This is a genomic window from Desulfosalsimonas sp., from assembly GCF_055149105.1.
In genome coordinates this window covers 12,923-33,625 of sequence record NZ_JBSRLA010000007.1, presented here as the reverse complement: position 1 = coordinate 33,625, position 20,703 = coordinate 12,923, and the positions used below count along the sequence as shown (strand labels likewise).

17 protein-coding genes and 1 riboswitch are annotated in these 20,703 nt (G+C 56.9%); of the genes, 9 read left to right on the top strand and 8 right to left on the bottom strand.

Annotated elements, in window-relative coordinates; genetic code table 11:
• The first annotated feature begins 2 nt into the window (after positions 1–2).
• Positions 3–1,388 carry a sigma-54-dependent transcriptional regulator gene (locus ACTCIA_RS02800; RefSeq protein WP_463000288.1) on the top strand — a complete coding sequence of 462 codons (1,386 nt, stop codon included), beginning with the start codon at positions 3–5 and terminating at the stop codon, positions 1,386–1,388.
• Between the two features lie 44 nt (positions 1,389–1,432).
• Here ACTCIA_RS02800 and thiC read toward each other — a convergent pair whose 3' ends face one another.
• The 7 genes from thiC to ACTCIA_RS02765 form a co-directional block, all read right to left on the bottom strand.
• On the bottom strand, positions 1,433–2,779 hold the full coding sequence (gene thiC, locus ACTCIA_RS02795) for a phosphomethylpyrimidine synthase ThiC (protein WP_463000287.1): 1,347 nt from the start codon (positions 2,777–2,779) through the stop codon (positions 1,433–1,435).
• Positions 2,780–2,923: 144 nt separating this feature from the next.
• Positions 2,924–3,108, bottom strand: a riboswitch (cobalamin riboswitch).
• 125 nt (positions 3,109–3,233) lie between these two features.
• On the bottom strand, positions 3,234–5,033 hold the full coding sequence (locus ACTCIA_RS02790; RefSeq protein WP_463000286.1) for a [FeFe] hydrogenase, group A: 1,800 nt from the start codon (positions 5,031–5,033) through the stop codon (positions 3,234–3,236).
• 10 nt (positions 5,034–5,043) lie between these two features.
• Positions 5,044–7,026 carry an FAD-dependent oxidoreductase gene (locus ACTCIA_RS02785; protein ID WP_463000285.1) on the bottom strand — a complete coding sequence of 661 codons (1,983 nt, stop codon included), beginning with the start codon at positions 7,024–7,026 and terminating at the stop codon, positions 5,044–5,046.
• A 232-nt stretch (positions 7,027–7,258) separates the two neighbouring features.
• Positions 7,259–8,506 carry a [FeFe] hydrogenase H-cluster maturation GTPase HydF gene (gene hydF / locus ACTCIA_RS02780; protein ID WP_463000284.1) on the bottom strand — a complete coding sequence of 416 codons (1,248 nt, stop codon included), beginning with the start codon at positions 8,504–8,506 and terminating at the stop codon, positions 7,259–7,261.
• Positions 8,507–8,610: 104 nt separating this feature from the next.
• Positions 8,611–10,020, bottom strand: coding sequence for a [FeFe] hydrogenase H-cluster radical SAM maturase HydG (hydG, locus tag ACTCIA_RS02775; protein WP_463000283.1), 1,410 nt, complete (start codon positions 10,018–10,020; stop codon positions 8,611–8,613).
• Complete coding sequence (hydE, locus tag ACTCIA_RS02770; protein WP_463000282.1) at positions 10,017–11,069, bottom strand: [FeFe] hydrogenase H-cluster radical SAM maturase HydE; 1,053 nt, start codon at positions 11,067–11,069, stop codon at positions 10,017–10,019. Before hydE ends, hydG begins: the two co-directional genes overlap by 4 nt.
• Positions 11,070–11,198: 129 nt before the next feature.
• Positions 11,199–12,677 (bottom strand): succinate CoA transferase, encoded by a 1,479-nt coding sequence (locus tag ACTCIA_RS02765; RefSeq protein WP_463000281.1) that lies wholly within the window; start codon positions 12,675–12,677, stop codon positions 11,199–11,201.
• A gap of 378 nt (positions 12,678–13,055) precedes the next feature.
• Between ACTCIA_RS02765 and ACTCIA_RS02760 the strand changes: the two genes are divergently transcribed.
• Genes ACTCIA_RS02760 through ACTCIA_RS02725 form a run of 8 tightly spaced genes read left to right on the top strand, consistent with a single transcriptional unit; the run spans position 13,056 to position 20,493 of the window.
• Entirely contained in the window at positions 13,056–14,498 is a 1,443-nt protein-coding gene (locus ACTCIA_RS02760) for a menaquinone biosynthesis decarboxylase (RefSeq protein WP_463000280.1), read from the top strand.
• Positions 14,488–15,336, top strand: coding sequence for a UbiA-like polyprenyltransferase (locus tag ACTCIA_RS02755; RefSeq protein WP_463000279.1), 849 nt, complete (start codon positions 14,488–14,490; stop codon positions 15,334–15,336). Before ACTCIA_RS02760 ends, ACTCIA_RS02755 begins: the two co-directional genes overlap by 11 nt.
• Before the next feature lie 16 nt (positions 15,337–15,352).
• A complete protein-coding gene (locus ACTCIA_RS02750; protein ID WP_463000278.1) occupies positions 15,353–16,003 on the top strand; it encodes a UbiX family flavin prenyltransferase in 651 nt (216 codons plus the stop codon).
• 17 nt (positions 16,004–16,020) lie between these two features.
• Complete coding sequence (locus tag ACTCIA_RS02745) at positions 16,021–17,136, top strand: CofH family radical SAM protein (RefSeq protein WP_463000277.1); 1,116 nt, start codon at positions 16,021–16,023, stop codon at positions 17,134–17,136.
• Entirely contained in the window at positions 17,133–18,041 is a 909-nt protein-coding gene (locus ACTCIA_RS02740; protein WP_463000276.1) for a menaquinone biosynthesis protein, read from the top strand. The genes ACTCIA_RS02745 and ACTCIA_RS02740 overlap by 4 nt, the downstream gene beginning before the upstream one ends.
• Positions 18,004–19,080: a CofH family radical SAM protein gene (locus ACTCIA_RS02735; RefSeq protein WP_463000275.1), complete on the top strand. Its 1,077-nt coding sequence runs from the start codon at positions 18,004–18,006 to the stop codon at positions 19,078–19,080. The genes ACTCIA_RS02740 and ACTCIA_RS02735 overlap by 38 nt, the downstream gene beginning before the upstream one ends.
• A gap of 19 nt (positions 19,081–19,099) precedes the next feature.
• Complete coding sequence (locus ACTCIA_RS02730) at positions 19,100–19,909, top strand: 1,4-dihydroxy-6-naphthoate synthase (protein WP_463000274.1); 810 nt, start codon at positions 19,100–19,102, stop codon at positions 19,907–19,909.
• On the top strand, positions 19,882–20,493 hold the full coding sequence (locus ACTCIA_RS02725) for a phosphorylase family protein (protein ID WP_463000273.1): 612 nt from the start codon (positions 19,882–19,884) through the stop codon (positions 20,491–20,493). The genes ACTCIA_RS02730 and ACTCIA_RS02725 overlap by 28 nt, the downstream gene beginning before the upstream one ends.
• 38 nt (positions 20,494–20,531) lie before the next feature.
• On the opposite strand, the gene ACTCIA_RS02720 is transcribed toward ACTCIA_RS02725, so the two are convergent.
• Positions 20,532–20,681 carry a FeoB-associated Cys-rich membrane protein gene (locus ACTCIA_RS02720; RefSeq protein WP_463000272.1) on the bottom strand — a complete coding sequence of 50 codons (150 nt, stop codon included), beginning with the start codon at positions 20,679–20,681 and terminating at the stop codon, positions 20,532–20,534.
• Positions 20,682–20,703: the final 22 nt, after the last annotated feature.

The following is a 20,703-nucleotide window of genomic DNA, read 5'->3' as shown; positions in this document are numbered from 1 at the left end:
AAATGGAAGACAAAAACCCTGGCGAAATTCTGGTGGTAGATGATGATCCGGGCCATCGCACCACCTTAAAGACCATATTGAAAACCTGGGGCTACCGCGTGAGCGAGGCAGACAACGGCCGGGCCGCGGTGGACCACGTCAGACAAAGCCCGTTTGAGCTGATCCTGATGGATGTCCGCATGGCGGTGATGAGCGGCATTGACGCCCTAAAGGAGATCAAGGCCTACAATCCCGCCATCCCCATTGTCATCATGACGGCCTATTCATCGGTTCAGTCCGCAGTGGAGGCCATGAAGGCCGGGGCCTATGACTATCTGACAAAGCCTTTGGACTTTGACGAACTGAAGCTAACCATTGAACGGGCCCTTGAACACACCCGGCTCAAGCACGAAAACCAGAACCTGAAAGCCCGGCTGAAAAACCTTGCAGACAGCCGCCAGATTGTTTCGGCCAGCCCGCAGATGAAGTCCCTGCTCGATATGGTGGCCACCATCGCGCCTTCCGAGGCCACGGTTTTGATCACCGGGGCAAGCGGCACCGGCAAGGAACTCATTGCCCGGGCGGTTCACGCCAACAGCAGCCGCAGCAGCGGCCCCATGGTTTCGGTCAATTGCGCGGCCCTGACAGAGTCGCTTCTGGAATCCGAGCTTTTTGGTCACGAAAAAGGCGCATTCACCGGGGCGGACAAACGCAGGGAGGGACGGTTTGTCCGGGCGCACCAGGGCAGCCTGTTTTTAGATGAGGTCGGGGAAATGTCAATGGCCATGCAGGCCAAGCTCCTGCGGGTGCTCCAGGAGGGCGAAATCCAGCGCGTGGGCGGGGAAAACCCGGTTGCCGTGGATGTCCGGATTCTTGCGGCCACAAACAAGGACCTGGGGCAGATGGTGGCAGACGGCCAATTCCGGGAGGATCTGTTTTACCGGTTAAACGTGGTCAATCTCCACATTCCGCCCCTGGCCGAACGCACTGACGACATCGCCGCACTGGCCCAGCACTTCATCAACCAGTATGCCGGGCGGAACCGCAAGGCCATCAAGGGCTTTACCCCCAGAGCCATGGATGATCTGCTCAAATACCCGTGGCCCGGAAACGTCCGGGAACTGGAAAACGCGGTGGAACGCGCGGTGATCCTGTCGCCCGGCGAATACATCACGGAAAAAGACCTGCCCTTAAACATTTCGCAAAACAGCGGCCGGCAGCACCCGCAAGCTTCCACGCAAGCCGGTGCTGCCGGCGCTGATGAGGGCAGCTCCCTTGGCGAAATGGAAAAATCCGCCATTGCCGGCGCCCTGGAGCGCGCCAAGGGCAACAAGAGCGAGGCGGCCCGGCTGCTGGGCATCACCCGGAGAACCCTTTACAACAAGCTGGAAAAATACGGTCTCGGGTAAAGCCGGCAGCCGGGCCCTTTGCTCTGCGCCGGCAGCCGGGCCTGTTATGCGCCGCCGCCCTGTGCGGCCGCACTGCGTCCCGGCGCCTGCTTGTCTCCGCCAATGTCTTGTGCAAACAAGGCCATGCCCTTTTTCATGGCGCAGAAATCACCGCACATGGTACAGGTCTCGGCCTTTTCCGGGGCCCGGGAGTCCCTGATCCGCCTTGCCTCTTCAGGAAACATCAAAAGGCTTTCCAGATCCTGCCACTGCATGTCCCGCCTGGCCAAAGCCGCCATTTTCTCGCTTTCCCGCTGCTCCGGATATTTGGAGATATCGCCGATGCGGGCCGCCAGACGCGTGGCGCGCACCCCCTGACGGACATCTTCGGCATTGGGCAGGGCCAGGTGCTCTGCAGGGGTGATGTAACAGATCAGATCCGCCCCGTAGCGCGCAGAGCTGGCCGCACCGATTGCAGCGGTGATGTGGTCCAGGCCCGCGCCGGTATCGGCCGGAATCGGACCGAGCACGTAATAGGGGGCATTGCCTGACATCCGCTTTTCAAGCATGATATTGCCCTCGATTTCATCCATGGGCACATGGCCCGGGCCCTCCACCATCATCTGGCAGCCCGCGTCCCGGCCGATTTCGGCAAGCTCGCAGTTGACCACCATCTCTGCCACCTGGGCACGATCATGGCTGTCATGGATGGCCCCGGCCCGGATCCCGTTTCCAAGGGAAAGCACGGCGTCATATTTTTTCATGATCCCGCAAACCCGGTCAAATTGCTCGTATAAAGGATTTTCCCGGCCGGTTTTCTCCATCCAGGCCACCATGAACGTGCCCCCCTTTGAGGCCAGGCCGCCGTAGCGGAATTTCTGCCTGCGCAGCCGCTCGATGGTGTAGCGGTTGACCCCGCAGTGGATGGCCATGAAACTCAGACCGTCTGCAAGCTGTTTTTCAATGAGGTCAAACAGGTACTCGGGATCCAAGCGCGTGGGATCACCGGTTTTGCGTATGGTGTCGTGAAATGCCTGATACAGGGGCACGTTTCCCACCGGCAGGCTCGTGCTGTCGATTACCGCCCGGCGGATGGCGTCGAGATCGCCTGCGGCAGACAGCTCCATAAGGGTGTCTGCTCCCTCTGCTTCGGCCACCCGGGCTTTTTCCGCCTCCAGGGCGATATCGCAGATATCCGAGGATGTGCCGATGGAAGCATTGACCTTGGTGCGAAGGCCGCTGCCGATGCCCACCACCTTCTGGCCGGGCCGGGCGGGATTGTTGGGAATCACGATCCGGCCGGCTGCCACCTGACTGACAATCTGGTCCACGGGCAGGTTTTCGTCTTCAGCCACCTGCTGCATCAGGGGAGTGACCCGATTTTGCCGGGCCAGTTCAAGCTGGGTTTCCATGTTTTCTCCTTTTTAAAACAATTTTGATGAGTTCGGAAAAAATCGGCCCCGCCGATTTTCCGGTTCAAACAAAAACCCCGGCCAAATAAAAAAGGGCCCCGACCGGAGGTTTTCCTCCCGTCGGAACCCTTTGCCATCGGATTCCGATATCGCCTGTTGCAGGCACGTCTTCTGGCTTGCCGGATATCACCCGCCCCCGGGCCTTCCCGCAGGGGTTTAAGCCTGCAGTGGCCGCATCATTGATGCGAAAAGACGGTATTTCCGGTTACAGCGCCGGGTGCGCCGCGGATTTGCACCGCGTTCCGTTTGCCTGAACCGCAACATTTGCTGTTTCTGACTGTCGAAACATTTATAGCCCCTTTTGCCGCAGGTGTCAAGCCCGGCAAAAAGAGACAGAAAAGGATATATAAACAACCGCCCCGGCTCTCAATGGCCGGGAATATTTTGTTTCATGCTATTCCCGCGCCTCGATTTCCTCCCAGATCTTCTTCATGGTGTGTTGGACTATACGTTTCCGGTCGCGGTAACTGGTGTGGAGCAGGTCATGTGACTTGTGGGAACACGGTTTGCCCAAAAAGTCGTCATACAGTTTAATGATAAGCGGATTGTTATGGGACTGGCGCACGGGCGCTTGGCGATCTATATTATAGAGCGCTGCCTGGCGTGCCTGCCAGGAACTCTGGTATGCGTGTTTGCTCCGTGGCTGTCCACCGCCGCCCATGCAGCCGCCCGGACAGGCCATGACCTCCACGAAATGGTAATCTGCCTCTTTGTTTTTGACGGCCTCCACAACCTGCCTGGCACCCCGGAGGCTGTGGGCAATGGCAACCCGCACCGTGGGATTGCCTTCGCCCATATCAATGGTGGCCTCGCGGACGTGATCGAGTCCCCGAACCGCCTCCATCTCGATGGATTCCAGCTCAAAGCCGGTTACCTTCTTGTGGACCGTTCGCAGGGCAGCCTCCATGACACCGCCGGTTGTGCCGAAAATGGCCGCGGCCCCGGTGTATTCACCCATATAGATATTGTCAAAGCCCGAGGGTTCAAGCTCCGAAAGCTTTGTCCCTTCCCTTTTCAGCAACCGGGCGAACTCCCGGGTGGTGAGCACCACGTCCACATCCGGGACACCGTCGCGCATGAACTCCGGCCGTTGTGCCTCTTCCTTTTTTGCCGTACAGGGCATTATGGAGATCACCCGCATCCGCTTTTTGTCCACGTTCATTTTTTCCGCCAGGTAGGTCTTGGCGATAACGCCGAAGCACTGCTGGGGCGATCGGGTGGTGGAGATGTGGGGGCGCAGCTCCGGGTAGTTTTTCTCGGCATAATTGACCCACCCCGGACAGCAGGAGGTGAACATGGGCAAACGGCCGTTTTCCCCGAGCCTGCTGAGGAGTTCGGCGCCTTCCTCCATGATCACCAGATCGGCCGTGAAATTGGTGTCCAACACCACGTCCGCCCCAAGGTTTTTCAGGCCCGTGATGACCTGCCCCTCCACGTTAGCTCCCGGGGGCATGTGGAATTCCTCGCCCAGGGCCACCCTGAGGGCCGGGGCAAACTGGAATACCGTCACCACCTCGGGGTCGTAGAGGTAATCAATGACTTTTTCCGTGTCATCTTTTTCCGCAAGGGCCCCTACCGGACAGACCAGGATACATTGTCCGCAACTGACGCAATCCGAGTCGCCCAGGGGCAGCTGATCCCTGACGCTTATCTCCGTGGCCAGTCCCTTTTCCTTTATAACAAGCACGTCCGCCCCCTGGATTTCCCGGCAGACGGTTACACACCGGAAGCAGCGGATGCATTTGGACATGTCCCGTTCTATGGCGGTGGAGGAGCTGTCCTGTGTTCGCTCAAGGTAGAAGTGCGGGTAGTGATACCGGGTCTTCTGGAGTCCCACGAACTGTGCCACGTCCTGGAGCTCGCAGTTCCCGTGGCGGATGCAGGTGGCGCAGTCCTGGTTATGGTCGGCCAGAAGCATTTCCACCTGGAGCCGCTGTCTGGACCTCACCGCAGGAGTACGGGTGAGCACCGACATTCCTTCTTCCATGGGTGTGGTGCAGGATGTAACGATCTGGTGGTGAGGATCGTTTTTCCTCTGGATGTCGACCAGGCAGACCCGGCAGGTGCCCGGGACATGCCGGATGTCGGCCATCTCGCAGAGGGTGGGGATAAAATGGCCGGTTTTTTTGGCCACATTCAGCACGGTATCGTCGGCATTGAATTCAACCTTTTTGCCGTTGATATATCCAATCATGAAAAGCTCCTTATTGTTCGGTAATAACGGAATAGACCCGGTAGCAGCGCATGCACCGGCTTGCCTCGTGATACGCCTCATCAATGGAGATGGGTTCTTCCACCTCCTCGAAGATCCTTTTGCGGATTTCAGGATCCAGCTCCCTGACCTTGACCCGGTACTCGTGCTTGATGGGAATGGAGACGCCTTTTTTGATCATGGGCTGTATGGCATGCACCAGCCCGGACATCCGCAGGTCCGGGTTGAAACGAACCCGGCCGTGGGTAAGATAATTGTCGATACTCTCGGCACCACGCTCGCCCTGGGCCATGGCCTGGATAAGGGTGGCCGGTCCGGTGACGCAGTCGCCGCCGGCAAAGACCCCCTTGCGGGTGCTCATAAGGGCATCTTGTTTCACATCGATCATGCCCCACTTGTTGAAATCAACATTATCTTCGGGCAAAAGGAACCCGTGCTCGACCTGCTGGCCGATGGCCGGCACAACTGCATCGGTTTCAAGGCTGAATTCCGATCCCTCCATTGGTGTCACCGACCGCCGTCCGCTCTTGTCGGGTTCACCCAGTTCCATTTTGATCAGTTCCATACCCTTTACCCGGCCGTTTTCCGAAATGATTCTGGTGGGATGGGTAAGGAAATGGAAAATCACACCTTCTTTTTCCGCCCCCTCCACTTCCTCCTGGTCTGCGGGCATTTCGTTGCGGCTCCGGCGATACACCAGGTGGACTTCCCTGACCCCCATGCGCAGGGCCGACCGGACACAGTCCATGGCCACGTTGCCGCCGCCCACCACCACCATTTTCTCCCCGAGATCCATGGGGATGCCCCTGTCAATGTAATCATGGTTGATTTTAAGGAGCAGGTCGACGCCAAAGGCGTATCCTTTCAGCTTCGGGTCTTCTCCGATGGCTCCCATGGCCTTGCCCTTGTGAGTGCCCACCCCTAAAAACACCGCTTGATATCCGTCTGCGTAAAGGCTTTTCAGCGTAAAATCCCGGCCCATTTTCCGGTCGTAGAAAATCCTTCCGCCAAGGGTCTCGATGATACCGGTTTCCTTGCGCAGAACTTCCTTGGGCAAGCGGTATTCGGGAATTCCCGTGGCCGCCATTCCTCCCGGCACGGTTTTGGCCTCAAAGACGTCGACCGGATATCCCTTGAGCAAGAGATGATATGCCGCTGAAATGCCGGCAGGCCCGGCGCCGATGACCGCCACTTTCAGGTCGTCGGGTTTCTTTTCAGGGACCGAGTAGGCGGAGAACCAGTCGTTGGTGGTGTATTTTTCGTGATCAGCAACAAATCGCTTGAGCACCTTGATGCCAACGGCCTCGTCCACCTGGGTCCGGCGGCAGGCCATTTCGCAGAAGCGGACACAGACCCGGCCGCAGGTGGCGGCCATTGGGTATTTCTGAAGAATGACGCCCAGGGAGTGGGTGAACTTTCCGTCCTTGATATAGTCTATGTATCGCGGAACATCCACCCGGGAAGGGCATGCCTCGATGCAGGGGGCCGACAGATAAGTGGCCCCCGGCTGCCTGGCGGCGCCGTTTCGGTTCTCTATCTGGTGGAGGATCTCTTCTCTGAAATATCGCATCATTTCCAAAAGGGCCACAGTGGCTGTCTGGCCCAAACCGCACATGGAGGTTGATTGAATATGCTCGGCTATTGTCTCGATTTCATCGAGGGCCGATGCAGCGGCCTGGCCTGCGGCCATGGCCTCCAGTTTCGATTTGATGATCTGCGTGCCCACCCGGCAGGGTGTGCACTTGCCGCAGGATTCCCTGGCCACCCGTTCCATGTGCTGGAGCGCTGCATCCAGCAGGTCCACATCCTTTTCAAAGATGAAAAATCCGTGGCCGCCGAAAAATGCCTTGATTGGATTGCCTGGATTGAACTCGTCGAAATCCCGGAAAGCAGGATCTTCTTCGATTTCGTATATCTTCCGGTTCCGGTTGTCTATGACGTTGCCGTCCCAGGCCCCGAAAATGACCTTTGCCATGCGTGCCTCCGTATTGATTTGTTTAAAGAATTGGTTTCATAAACTATTATTTGGTTATCCGGTTAACTCCGGTTGCTTTACCATCTTTTATCTTCGTGCCCTTCGTGTACTTCGTGGTTCCAGTTCACACCACGAAGTACACGAAGAGCACGAAGAAATCAGAGGACCATATGGATGCCGGCTGCGACCTGGAGTTATTACTGGAGCGAACCGGATAACCAGGTATCTGGATTCATAAATTGCTGTTTTTCTGCATCGCCCGGTCGAGATAGATCTGGCGGGCCGCCGGAAACGGGCTGAGCGCGCGGTCAAAAATCCCGAGGGTATAGGCGATGGTCAGGCCGTAATTGGCCATGGGAACGCCGGATTTTCGTGCAAAAAGCTGTCTGGCAAGCATCTCCCGGCGGTTCCACATGCAGGCCCCGCAGTGAATGACAAGCTGATACCCACTTAGATCACCGGGGAAATCGTGGCCCCGGACAAAGGAAAATTCCAGTTTTCCGCCGACATATTCAGTCAGCCAGTTCGGGATCTTTACCCGTCCGATGTCTTCGTCAACCGGGTGGTGTGTGCATGCCTCGGCGATAAGAACATGGTCGCCCGGCCTGAGGGTTTCGATTGCCATTGCCCCTTCCACAAATGCCTCAAGATCTCCCTTGGCCCGGGCGAAGAGGATGGAAAAACTGGTCATGGCAATGGAATCCGGGGTGTCTGCCGCGACTTTGAGAAATGCCTGGGAATCGGTCACCACCAGAACAGGCGGGGTTTTCAAGAGATCCAGGGCGGCTGGCAGCTCGCTTTCTTTGACGACCATGGACAGCGCATTTCCGTCAAGAAGATCCCTGATCGACTGGACCTGGGGAAGGATCAGGCGTCCCTTAGGCGCTTCAATGTCGATGGGAGTGACCAGGATCGCAAGATTGCCGGGGGGGACAAGGTCAGCCACTATGGACGGTGCCTGCAGAAAACTGTCAGGGACCACTTTGATCAGGGCCTGCCGGAGATCGATCATCCCTTCGCCCCGGGTCGCCACTGCATGGACCAGGGCAATTCCCTGATCGGAAAGCTGCCGGCAGTACTGCTCGCCGGCTGATGACAGGTCGGATTTATTAAAAACCAGGATAACCGGGATTTCCCGCTGCTGCAGTTCCTTCAGGATCTCATCCTCAAAGCGGGTCCATTCACCGGCCGGGACAACCAGTATTGCCACATCCGTACGATCCAGTATCGCCCTTGTCCGGCTGACGCGCTGCCGGCCGAGGTCTCCGGAATCATCAATGCCCGCGGTATCAATAAAAAGAACCGGACCGATGGGAAGAAATTCCATGGGTTTTTCAACCGGGTCGGTCGTTGTTCCGGCAATATCGCTCACAATGCTGACCTGCTGACAGGTCAGGGCGTTGAGAATGGAACTTTTGCCCACATTTCGCCGGCCGTAAAGGCCGATATGCAGACGAAAACCTTTGGGCGTTTTGGCCATGCAGGCCCTCCTTTTCACTTTATTGCTATATAAGCAAAGCCCGCGTTCATGGAGCAGGATGAAAGCGGGCTTGTTCATACCATGATGATCCTGGCTCAAACGGATCAGAAATAAAAATCCCGTGCATCGCTGGTTTGAATTTGTTCAATCCTTTGGATAAGTTTGCGGCGTGTTGCATTGTCATCGAGCTGTGCAATTTCGTCATCGATCAGCTTTTTGCCCACAGCATGTGTCCTTTCCGACGCGTAATCGGTCAAATACTCGCTAAGCGTGGTCAGGGCATTGGGTGTGCAGAATCGTTTTATGAAACCGGGTATGGAAAATTCCATAAAATGTTCGCCCGTCCGCCCCAGGCGATAGCACGCTGTACAGAAACTCGGCAGGTATCCCTCCTCCAGAAGTTCGCGCATTATGGTATCAAGGGGCCGGATATCGCCGAGGGCAAACTGTTCGCGATCCATTTCCTGCACATCGCCGGACTCGGTGTAGCCGCCGATTTCAATCCGGCTGCCGGCATCGATCTGACTTACCCCGAATCCGAGAACAGTGCGGCGGACCTCGGCACGTTCACGGGCTGTGCAGATCAATCCCGTATAAGGGACAGCCAGGCGGAGCACGGCCACAAGATGATAAAAATCATCATCACTCACCAAATGGCCCTGTTGAAGATCCATGTTGCTGGCCGGCTGGAGGCGGGGAAAGCTTATGGTATGAGGGCCGACCCCGAAAGCGGCCTGGAGGTGGAGCGCATGCGCCACCAGTCCGAGTACCTCAAAGCGCCAGTCATAAAGTCCAAAGAGCGCCCCGATTCCCACATCGTCGCAGCCGGCAGCCATTGCCCGGTCCAGCCCGCCAAGGCGCCAGAGATAATCGCTCTTGCGCGTCCCCCGGGGATGTACCCGGGCATAGGTCCCGTGATGATAGGTTTCCTGGAAAATCTGATAAGTCCCTATGCCGGCTTCATGTACGATCCTGTATCCTTCTTCATCGAGCGGGGCGGCATTGATGTTGACTCTCCGGATTTCGTCGTGACCGCCCCGTGTTTCATAGACTGTCCGGACCGTGCGCGCGATAAAGTCGGCATCGTAGCGGGGATGTTCTCCATATACGAGGATCAGCCGCTTGTGGCCGACGGATTCCAGGGCTTTGACCTGTTTGCGGATTTCGCTGTCATCGAGGGTCCGCCGGACGGCTTCCTTGTTGCTGGATCTAAAGCCGCAGTAGGAGCAGTCGTTTATGCACTCATTGCCGATATAAAGCGGTGCGAACAAAACGATGCGTTTGCCGTAAACCCGATCTTTGAGCTCACGGGCGGTGTCATAGATCTCCTGTTTGAGATCAGGATCGCGGACAGCGAGCAATGTGGCTGTCTCATCCAGGTCAAGCCATTGCCTGTCAAGGCTCTTGGCCAGTATTTCCCGGATCCGGGAAGGCTCCGGCGCCGGTTTTTTCAGCAAGGTTTCAAAAAGGCCTTCATCGATAAAATCAATGCCCGGCCTTGCGTTGATGTTCATAATGTTTCTCCTGTTGCCATTCTGGCATCCCGGTTGGGCGAATCGCCGCGGCCGGTGCCGACATATCGGCCGATATTTTCTATCCGGAAGCGCTGTTCCGAAGATTCCAAAAGGCATGCCTTTGCCGGATAGATTTCATAATCGGCCCGATGGACCGCCGGCGTCATGTTGGGCATAAGCACGTTCGCTCCGCGCCGAAGTCCATGTTCGCGGCCGTTTTCTGTATTGACGGTGGCAAGGGCGGTGGTGCTGGCAAGGTTGCTTCGCGGGCAGGCAAGGCGGGCAAGGGCCATCATCTTGTAGGTCATTGTCTCGCTTGCCGCCACCCGTTCATGGGCGAAGTCATCCTGCAATTCCCCTCTGCCGAGGGGGGTTGATTCATGTTTAATCCATGGACCGATGCCGATCATATCCAGATCAAGTTCTGCAAACATCAAAATATCGTTTGCCAGGTCCATATGGGTTGAGCCGGGCAGTCCGACCAGGACCCCGCTTCCGACTTCGTAGCCGAGTTCCCGCAGCCACAGCAACTGGCGGAAACGTTCTTCCAGCCCCGGCGCGCCGGGATGGAGTTTGGCATAAAGCCCGGCATTGCTGGTTTCAAAACGCATCAGGTATCGATCCGCGCCGGCATCGCGCCAGAGCGCAAAGGCATCCCGGCCGCGTTCGCCCAGGCTCAGGGTCACCGCCAGGCCGGTTTGTTCCTTGATGGTCCGCACCAGCGACGCCACCCAGTGATCCGAACACCCCGGGTCCTCACCGCTCTGGAGAACAACCGTTCCATAGCCCAGATCCTTGGCCTGACGGGCGCAGTGAACGATCTCGTCAGGATCCATACGATATCGGCGGATTTTTTTATTGGCCGACCGAAGCCCGCAGTAAAAGCAGTTTCGCTGGCAATGGTTTGAAAATTCGACAAGGCCGCGCAGATGAACAGCATCACCTACATTCTCACGTCGTATCCGATCCGCCGCATGCCAGAGCATTTCCAGGCGATCTGTATCATCTTCCTGCAACCATGCAGAAATATGGCTCTTATCAAGTTCCATGACGATCTATGACTTTCCTGTTCATTATCCCTCGATGCATGGCCACAAAGATCATCATGGTGCGGACCTTTGCTTTTCCTCCGCTTCTGATGACTCCGCAGATGGGTGCCAGCGGTGCTGAAATCCGCCTCACCCTTCCGGCAGCATATCTCCGTATTGGATAAAATTGCGGTGCATTTCAAAGCAGCGCGTGAGATCATGGGGAATGTGGCCCAACGGTGCTTCACGGATATACTGATGCAAATAGTCCCGGTACCGGGGATGAGCGCAGTTGTCAATGATGGTTTTCGCGCGGCGCAATGGTCCCAGGCCTCGCAGGTCGGCAAGCCCCTGTTCGGTGACCACGATCTGTACCGAGTGCTCATTGTTGTCTATATGCGGACACATGGGCACTACGGCCGAAACCTTGCCCCCTTTGGCAGTTGAGGGCGTCATGAATATGGACAGATAACTGTTCCTGGTAAATTCCCCGCTGCCGCCGATACCGTTGACAATATGGGTTCCGCAAATATGAGAGGAGTTGACATTCCCATAGATATCCAGTTCAAGGGCCGTGTTCAGGGCAATAACCCCCAGGCGCCGGATCACGCCGGGGTGGTTTGAAATTTCCTGGGGCCGAAGCACGATCCGGGAGGCGAAAAAGTCCATGTTGTCCACGATTTCCCGAAGTTTGGCGGCAGTGACCGTCAGACTGCATGCGCTGATTCCCCGGATTTTGTTCTGGATCATAAGATCAATCATGGCATTCTGGCAGACTTCGGAATACATGCAGAACCCTGGAATATCCGGATTGGCGCCCAGGGCTGCCATTACACTGTTGGCCACGTTGCCCGCCCCGGCCTGCAGCGGCAGCAGGGTCGGGGGTATCCGGCCGGCACGCATTTCATTCAGCAAAAATTCAACAACGTTTTCGGCAATGCCGCGGCTGATTTCATCAGATCCGGAAAAATCCGGCACGGCGTCAGGCTCGTTGGTTTCCACAATGCCGATGACTTTTCGCGGATCCACCGTGGCATAGGGCACACCGATCCGGTTTAAGGGTTCATAGATCGGGATTGGCGTTCGGTGCGGAGGCAGCGGCATCGTATAGATGTCGGCAAACTCCCGCAGCCGCTGGGATTGGCCCTGATTGATCTCAATGACCACCTGGTCGGCATGGCGCAGATAAGTCGGGGAGGCGCCTATGGAGGTGGTCAGGTAGATCCGTCCGTCTGAGGTGATTTCCGTGGCCTCCACCACAGCCATGCGGATGCCGCCGAAAAAACCTTCGGTCACCATCTGGGGGACATGGGAGAGATGATGGTCCACATACTCAACTTCCTGGCGGTTGATCTGCCGGCGCAGGGTGTCGCCGGACTGATAGGGCGCCCGCCATGAAACGGCCTCTGCCCGGGCCAAATCTTCATCAATGCACCGCCCGCTCGAAGCCCCGGTCAAAACCCGGACCTTGAAGGGTTTTTCCTGCTCATGCTTCTTTCGGGCACGGGCGGCCAGCGCCAGAGGCACCGACTTTGCCCCGCCGGCCGGGGAAAAACCGCTGAACGAAATTGTATCTCCATGGCAAATGTCCGCAACAGCTTCTTCAGGTGAAAGCTTTGGAAAATTCATGAACCATATCCTCCTTTCTTCAGTGAATAGGAATGTAAAAAAAATTCACATTGCAAAAAATGGGCCATAGGAAAGCCGCGAGACAAGGACAGCCAGGACCCATGGAAAAGGGAAACAAACAGATTCAACCACCCTGTTGTGCTCAAGGGTTAAACAGTTTTTTTTTACACCCTGTAAACAGATGTGCCGCTACACAGAAGCGCCCGAGCCGACAACGCCAACTTTTTTGATGACACGATGAGCCCCTTTTGACACCTGTGTCACGGCCCTGGTGAAAAGAGACAGAAAAACTGTTTTCAACCGCTTTTAATTCCTGCTAAAAGAAGGGTCGTATGCTCCATGAAATTATAAAAAATGTGAAAACAATAGATTATCCAAATGACACCTGAAAATCTGCAACAATTCATCCGGGTTTTGGATGACGAAAAACAGCTTCACCGGGTCAGGGCCGAGGTTGATCCCCGCCTGGAGATCACTGAAATCGTGGACCGGGTGAGCAAGGCCGGCGGCCCTGCCCTGTTGTTTGAAAACGTGCGCGGCTCGGATTATCCCGTGCTGATCAACGCCTTTGGCAGCTACCGGCGCATGGAACTCGCCCTCGGGGATCAAAGCCCGGCACAGATCGCCGCCCGGGTTGAAAAACAGCTCCATCTCCGGCCGCCGGGCGATTTTAAGGAAAAAATCCGGATGCTTTTTTCCTTAAAGGAAATGGCCGACATTCTGCCAAAAAAGACAAAGCGGGCGCCCTGCCAGCAAAACATGGCCACCTCGGGCCCCCTGCTCGACAGCCTGCCGGTGCTCACCTGCTGGCCGGAAGACGGCGGTCCGTTTATCACCCTGCCCCTGGTGGCAACAAAGGACCCGGAAACCGGAATCCAGAACCTGGGCATGTACCGGATGCACAAATACGACAATACCTCCACCGGCATGCACTGGCAGTACAACAAGGACGGGGCCCGGCATTTCAGAAAATACAGGGAGCGCAAGGAAAAAATGCCCGTGGCAGTGGCCCTGGGCGGGTCACCGGCGGTGACCTATGCCGCCACCGCCCCCCTGCCCCCGGAGATCGACGAGCTGATGTTTGCCGGGTTTGCCGCCTCCCGGCCGGTTTCAGTGGTAAAGGCCAAAACCGTTGATCTTTTGGTTCCCGCGGAGTCGGACTTTGTCCTGGAAGGATACGTGGATCCCGGGGAAAGCCGCATCGAGGGACCTTTCGGCGATCACACGGGCTTTTATTCCCCGGCTGATGTCTATCCGGTGTTCCGTGTCACCTGCATCACATGGCGGGACAACCCGGTATACCCGGCCACGGTGGTGGGAAAACCGCCCATGGAGGACTGCTACATGGCCAAGGCCACGGAGCGGATCTTTCTGCCCATGCTGCAAATGCTGGTGCCTGAAATTGTGGACATGGAACTGCCCATGGAAGGGGTCTTTCACAACTGCGCCCTGATTTCCATAGACAAGACCTATTCCGGCCAGGCCAAAAAAACCATCAACGCGCTCTGGGGGCTGGGCCAGATGGCCTCCACCAAGTTCATCGCGGTCTTTGACAAGGACGTGGACCTGCGCGATTCGCCCACCGTTGTCTGGAAGCTGCTAAACAACGTGGATCCCAGGCGGGATGTGCTCATGTCCGAAGGGCCCCTTGACGCCCTGGACCATTCTGCCCCGTACCCGGACTACGGCGGCAAGATGGGCATTGACGCCACCCGAAAGACCCGGCAGGAAGGCATGGGCCGGGACTGGCCCGAGGAGATCACCATGGATGCGGCCACCATGGAAAAAGTCACACAGCGCTGGAAAGAGTATGGATTTTAGACGGTTTTCCGAACTCATCCTGGTCCGGCAGACCCTTTTTGCCCTGCCCTTTGCCTGGCTGGGCATTCTTTTTGCCGGGGGCGCGTCTTTTCTAACCTGGCTCTGGGTCACCGTCGCCCTGGCGGGTGCACGGACTGCGGGCATGGCTTTTAACCAGGTGATTGACGCGGGCATTGACGCCCAAAACCCGCGCACGAAAAACCGCCCGGTGGCCCGGGGCGACATACATCCGGCTGCGGTGTGGGCCCTTGCCGGGGCCTGTGTGCTGGTATTGGTTTTTGCCGCCCGGATGCTCAACCCGCTTTGCTTTTATCTGTCGTTTCCGGCCGCAATGATGCTGTTTGCATATTCCTATTGCAAACGGTTCTGGGCCGGTTCCCATTTTTTTCTGGGTGCAGTGGAGGCCGCGGCCCCGGTGGGGGGATATCTGGCCGTGACCGGCAGATTCGAGCTCCTTGCCCTGCTGCCCGGGGCGGTTATTCTGACCTGGATTGCCGGACTCGACATTGTATACGCCGTCCAGGATGAGGAATTTGACCGTGATTACGGCCTTTATTCCATTCCTGCAAGGCTCGGGGAAAAAAACGCGCTTCTGGTTTCAGCCGCTTGTTATGCAACCTGCCTGGCAGCCATGGTGTTAACCGGGATACTGACCCACATGGGGTTTTTATATCTCGCAGCCGTGTGCGCAATCGCCGTGATTTTTGCCCGGCAGCAGATCCTTGCCCGAAAAAAACCTGTTGGGCCGGCAATGCAGACAATTTTTTGGCTCAACATGTGGGTGGCCCCGATTCTGTTTCTGGGGGCCGCGGCTGACGTGCTGCGCGCATCCTTCTAAAAAGGGCAGGAGGCTGATGCAAAACAAAACAGACCAGAGAATCATTGTGGCAGTCACCGGCGCCAGCGGTCCGATACTCGGCATCCGCCTGATCGAAGAGCTGATCAGCGGCAACACTCCGGTCACCGGCATCGTATCCCAGGGGGCGTGGAAAGTCATCGGCCATGAAATGACCGGGGATTTCAGCGCCGGTCAAAGCCTTTCCCGGATTTTAACACAGCGGGGAAAAGTCAGGGATTTATCCCTTTTCCGGGAATCGGCCGATTCCGAAACCGACGCACCCGAAGCCAGCGGCACCACCCGGTTTTCAGCGGTGGTGATCATGCCCTGTTCCATGAAAACCCTTTCAGCCGTGGCCCACGGCCATGCAGGAACCCTGACGGCCCGGGCCGCGGACGTGGCATTGAAGGAAAGACGCGAATGCATTCTGGTGCCCCGCGAAACCCCGCTAAACCGCATTCACGTGGAAAACATGGGCCGGGCAATGGATGCCGGGGCCCAAATCGTGCCGCCCATACCGGCATTTTATACAAAAGGCCGGACAATGGACGACGCTGTTGACTTTATCGTTGGCAAAATTTTAAATCTGCTGGCAAAACCCCACCGGCTGTTTGACTCCTGGGAAGCCTTGCGGCAGAGCCCGGGCAAAAAACCCGCAACCGATTGATGAAACAGGGAAGACAAATGAGCATGCAGGATCCGGAGCGGCTTGTCTCCGGCATTTCCAATCCCCGCATCCGGCGGATTGCAGAGACGGTGTGCAGAAACGAGCCCGTGGACACCAGCGCCCTTGGAGAAATGCTGGCAACAGACGACATCCTGGAGCTGGGCGCGGTGGCCGATTTCCAGCGGCGGCGGCTTTACGGAAACCGCGTTTTCTACGGGGTCAACATGAATCTCAACTACACCAACATCTGCGAACTGCGCTGTCCATTGTGCGCATTTTCGTGCGACCCGGGTGATGAAACCGCATTCGTGCTGTCCTTGGATGAAATCGAAAACCGGGTATGCCGGGCCGTGGACCGGGGCGTGGACGAGGTCCACATTGTGGGTGGACTCAATCCGGAGCTGGGCCTTGACTACTTCGAGGAAATGATCCGCCGCGTGCGGGGCGTGAAAAACGATCTGGTGATCGTGGCTTTTACCGCCGTGGAATACGACTATTTTGCCCGGCAGAGCGCAATGCCGGTCTCAGATGTGATCGGCCGCCTGTCCGCAGCCGGGGTTGACGCCCTGCCCGGCGGCGGCGCGGAAATCTTTTCTCCGGACGTTCGCAAAATCATCGCGCCCAAAAAAATTTCAGGCCGGCAATGGCTCCGAATCATGGAAACGGCCCACGAACACGGGCTGAAAACCAATGCCACCATGCTCTACAACCACCGGGAAACCATCGCAGACATGGTGGATCATCTGGCCGCCATAAGAGAGCTGCAGGATAAAACAGGCGGGTTTAAAACCTTTGTCCCGCTTGCCTTCCACGGCGCAAACACGGGCATCCAACAGGCCAGGGCCCAATCCACGGGCTACGACGATATCCGGATTTATGCGGCCGCCCGGATATTTCTCCACAATGTGGCCCACATCAAGGCCCTTTGGATGTATCTCGGGGAAAAAACCGCACAGGTGCTGCTCAGCTTTGGGGTGGACGAGCTGGGCGGGACCTACTATGATGAAAAGGTGGTTCACTCAGCCGGGGCCCGGACCCCGGATTTCGGATCCGAGGCCCGGCTGCGAAAGATCATTGAAAACGCAGGGGGCCGGCCGGTACGCACAACAGCGCTTTACAGGGAAAGAACATGACCGGAAGGCAACTGACAATCGGCTGCATTGATTATCTCAACTGCTATCCCTTTTACCACCACATGCTTGCCCAAAAGCCCCTCAAGGGCGTGCACGTCAAACCCGGCCTCCCGGAGGACCTAAACCGGCTGGTAAAACAAGGGGTTTTGGATCTGAGCCCGATTTCTGCGGCCGCCTATCCCCCCCTCAGGGAGCAGATCGTGCTGCTGCCGTGGTTCTGTCTCAGCTCCGTGGGTTACGTGGGCTCGGTGATTCTTGCCAGCAAAGTGCCCATCGAGCAGCTCCACGGAAAACGGGTGGGTATTTCAAGGGCTTCGAAAACATCGGAAATTCTGCTCAAAATCCTGCTTGAAAAGCATTACGGCCTTGTGCCGCAATACTGCACCACCCCGCCCAGGCCCGCACTCGACGATACAGAAGCGGCCCTGATCATTGGAAACGACGCCATGGTGAACCTGGGCCGGCCGGTTTCCTACATCTACGACATCGGTGATCTGTGGCTCCAGAAAACCGGCCGGCCGGTGGTATTTGCGGTTTTTGCGGTGCAGAAAAAAGCGGTGGAAAAACAGGGCCGCATAATTTTGAAGGTGATTGATTCATTTTCCAACTCCCTTGCCCTCATGGCTGATGAAAAACAGGCGGTCATCAAAGCCGCGGCTGAAAAATACCCGGACATTGATTATGATATAAGCGCCTATTACGATCTGCTGCAGTTTGATTTCACCCCGGAGTTAAAAGCGGCCCTGGGCTATTATTTTCATGCAGCCGCAGACCACGGGCTCATAGAGCCGATCAACGCACTGGGCTTTCTTGACCGCAACCTTGAAATCACTGAATACCGACCGGGACATGACAAGGAAGGCACAGATGACAAGCCGCGCACAGTCCGCATCCCTGGAAGATAAAATCTACGGCCGCCAGCGGATCAACAACAGCGAAGCCGCGTCCCTGTTTGACTGGAACCTGACAGCTTTGGGCAGGGCCGCGGATTTCAGGCGCCGGGCAGTTGTCCCGGAGCAGCATGTGGGTTTTATCCTGGACCGGATCATCAATTTCACCAACGTCTGCCGGGCGCAATGCGCGTTTTGCGCCTATCACGCACGGGCCGGCCGGATTGCCGCATACCGCCTGAGCACAGACGAAATCTGCGGGCGGGTCCAGGAGCTGGCAGACGCCGGCGGCACCCAGGTGATGCTGCAGGGCGGCCTTGATCCGGAATACGGGTTAAATGATTACCTGGAAATGGTCAACGCTGTAAAAACCCGGTTTCCCGGCATCTGGCGCCACTGTTTTTCCCCGGCGGAAATCGTTCACATGGCCGACCAGAGCGGAAAACCCCTTGATGCGGTCATCTGCGCCCTGAAAGACGCGGGCCTGGATTCGGTGCCAGGGGCCTCGGATCTGCTGGTGGACCGGATCAGGCGGCAAGTCAGCCCCAAAAAACTGTCTGCGGCCCAATGGTGCGATGTCATGGAAGGCCTGCACGCCCACGGCATGAAATCGTCTGCCACCATGACCTACGGCATGGGAGAAACCATTGCCGAACGCATGGAGCATCTTGACACGGTCCGCCGGGTCCAGGACCGGACAGGCATCATCCAGGCCTTTATCCCCTGGTCTTTTTCCCCGGCTCAAACGCGAATGCCCGACATTTCTGCCGCAGACGGAATGGATTACCTCAAAACCGTTGCAGTCTCGCGCATTTACCTGGACAATGTCGAACACATCCAGGCCGGCTGGCTCACCGAAGGGCTAAAGCCCGCCCAGATCGCACTGGCCATGGGCGCTGACGACATGGGCGGGGTGCTCATGGAGGAAACCGTGGTCAAAGCCACCGGGGTCAGGCGGACCGCACACATGGAGCAGTTCATCGATTTGATCAGAAACGCCGGCAGGGTAGCAGTCCAGCGCGATTCGCAATACCGGATCATCAAACGGTTTTAAACCGTACAAGAGAAAAAACATGCAAAACATCGATATCGCCTTTTCCCCGTGTCCCAATGACACTTTTATATTCCATGCCATGATCAAAGGCCTGGTGGACACGGCCCCGTTTTGCTTCACCCCGCACCTGATGGATGTGGAAACCCTCAACAACAAGGCTTTTTGCGGAGAGTTTGCCGTAACCAAGCTGTCTTTTTTCGCCTTTTTGCTGCTGAAGCACAAGTATGAAATACTTGACGCAGGCGCAGCAATGGGCCACGGCTGCGGCCCCCTGGTGGTGGCAAAAGATCCTTTGGTCAATCTTTCCGGGGCGCGGGTGGCGGTTCCGGGCAAATATACCACCGCCCATCTGCTGTTCCGGCTCTGGTGCGGCGAGGCTGCCAATGTGGTGATCACCACATATGAAAAAATCCTTCCCGGCGTTTGCGACGGCACATGGGATGCCGGCGTGATCATCCACGAGGGCCGATTCGTGTACCCGCAGTACGGATGTGCCCAAATCATCGACCTGGGCCGGTGGTGGGAGGAAAAAACCCGGCTGCCGATTCCCCTGGGATGCATCGCCGTGCGCAAAGACCCGGAAATTCTGGCCCGCAAGGAGCATCTGGCGGCAATGATCCGTTCATCGATCTCCCATGCCCGCAAACACCCCGAATCCTGTCGGGATTTTATCCGGCAGCACGCCCAGGAGATAGACGACCGGGTCATGGAGCAGCACATCCGGCTCTATGTCAACGACTACACCCTGTCGCCCGGCAAAGCCGGCAGGCAGGCCATTGAAAAACTGGAGCAAACCGCCAGATGCCAAAACATCATCGAATCGGCCTGATCATGGCCACTTATATCGAGGCCAAGCCGTTTGTGGAAAAAATCAACTGGCTGGACTCTGAAAAAAAGCCGTTTCCGGTTTATTACGGAAACCGGGTGATCCTTGTGGTCTCAGGCATGGGCAAGGCAAACGCGGCGGCCGCGTGCGCATGGCTCTGTGCGTGCGAATCTGTTGAATTTATTGTCAACACGGGCGCTGCCGGGGCAAACCAACAGGGCCTGCCTCCGGGCGGGATTCATCATATCAGCGCGGTGCTGGAAACCGACCGCAGGCATTTTCAAACCAACGCGCCCTTCTGCCACAAGCCCTCTGTTATGGAGGGGTTTTCAACCCTGCGCCTGGCCACCCGGGAAGAGGCGGTCATTGATCCGGACCAGCGGCGGCAGACTGCAGCCATTGCCGAGCTTTCGGACATGGAAGGCGCCGCCGTGGTCCAGACCGCGAACAAATTTGAAATCCCGTGCTTTTTGTTCAAATTTGTCAGCGACACCCCGGATGATACCCAGGGCAGCCGGATCGTCGCAAACATCCGCCAGTACCGGGATCTGAATTTTGATTTTTTCACCCAAACCTTTATCCAATAAACCGACTTTATTGCCCGGGTCCGGTGCACAGGGGCATTTCAGCACTTGCCGCTGCAGCCGCAATCCTGGTCACATCCCGTGCAGCCGCATCCGCTCTGGCCTTTTGTCTTGAATTTTTTGTACATGCTGCGGCCCGTAAATCCCAGGGCTGCGGCAACAATGGCAAATACGATGATTTCTTGAATCATTTCAAACTCCTTTTTTGATATC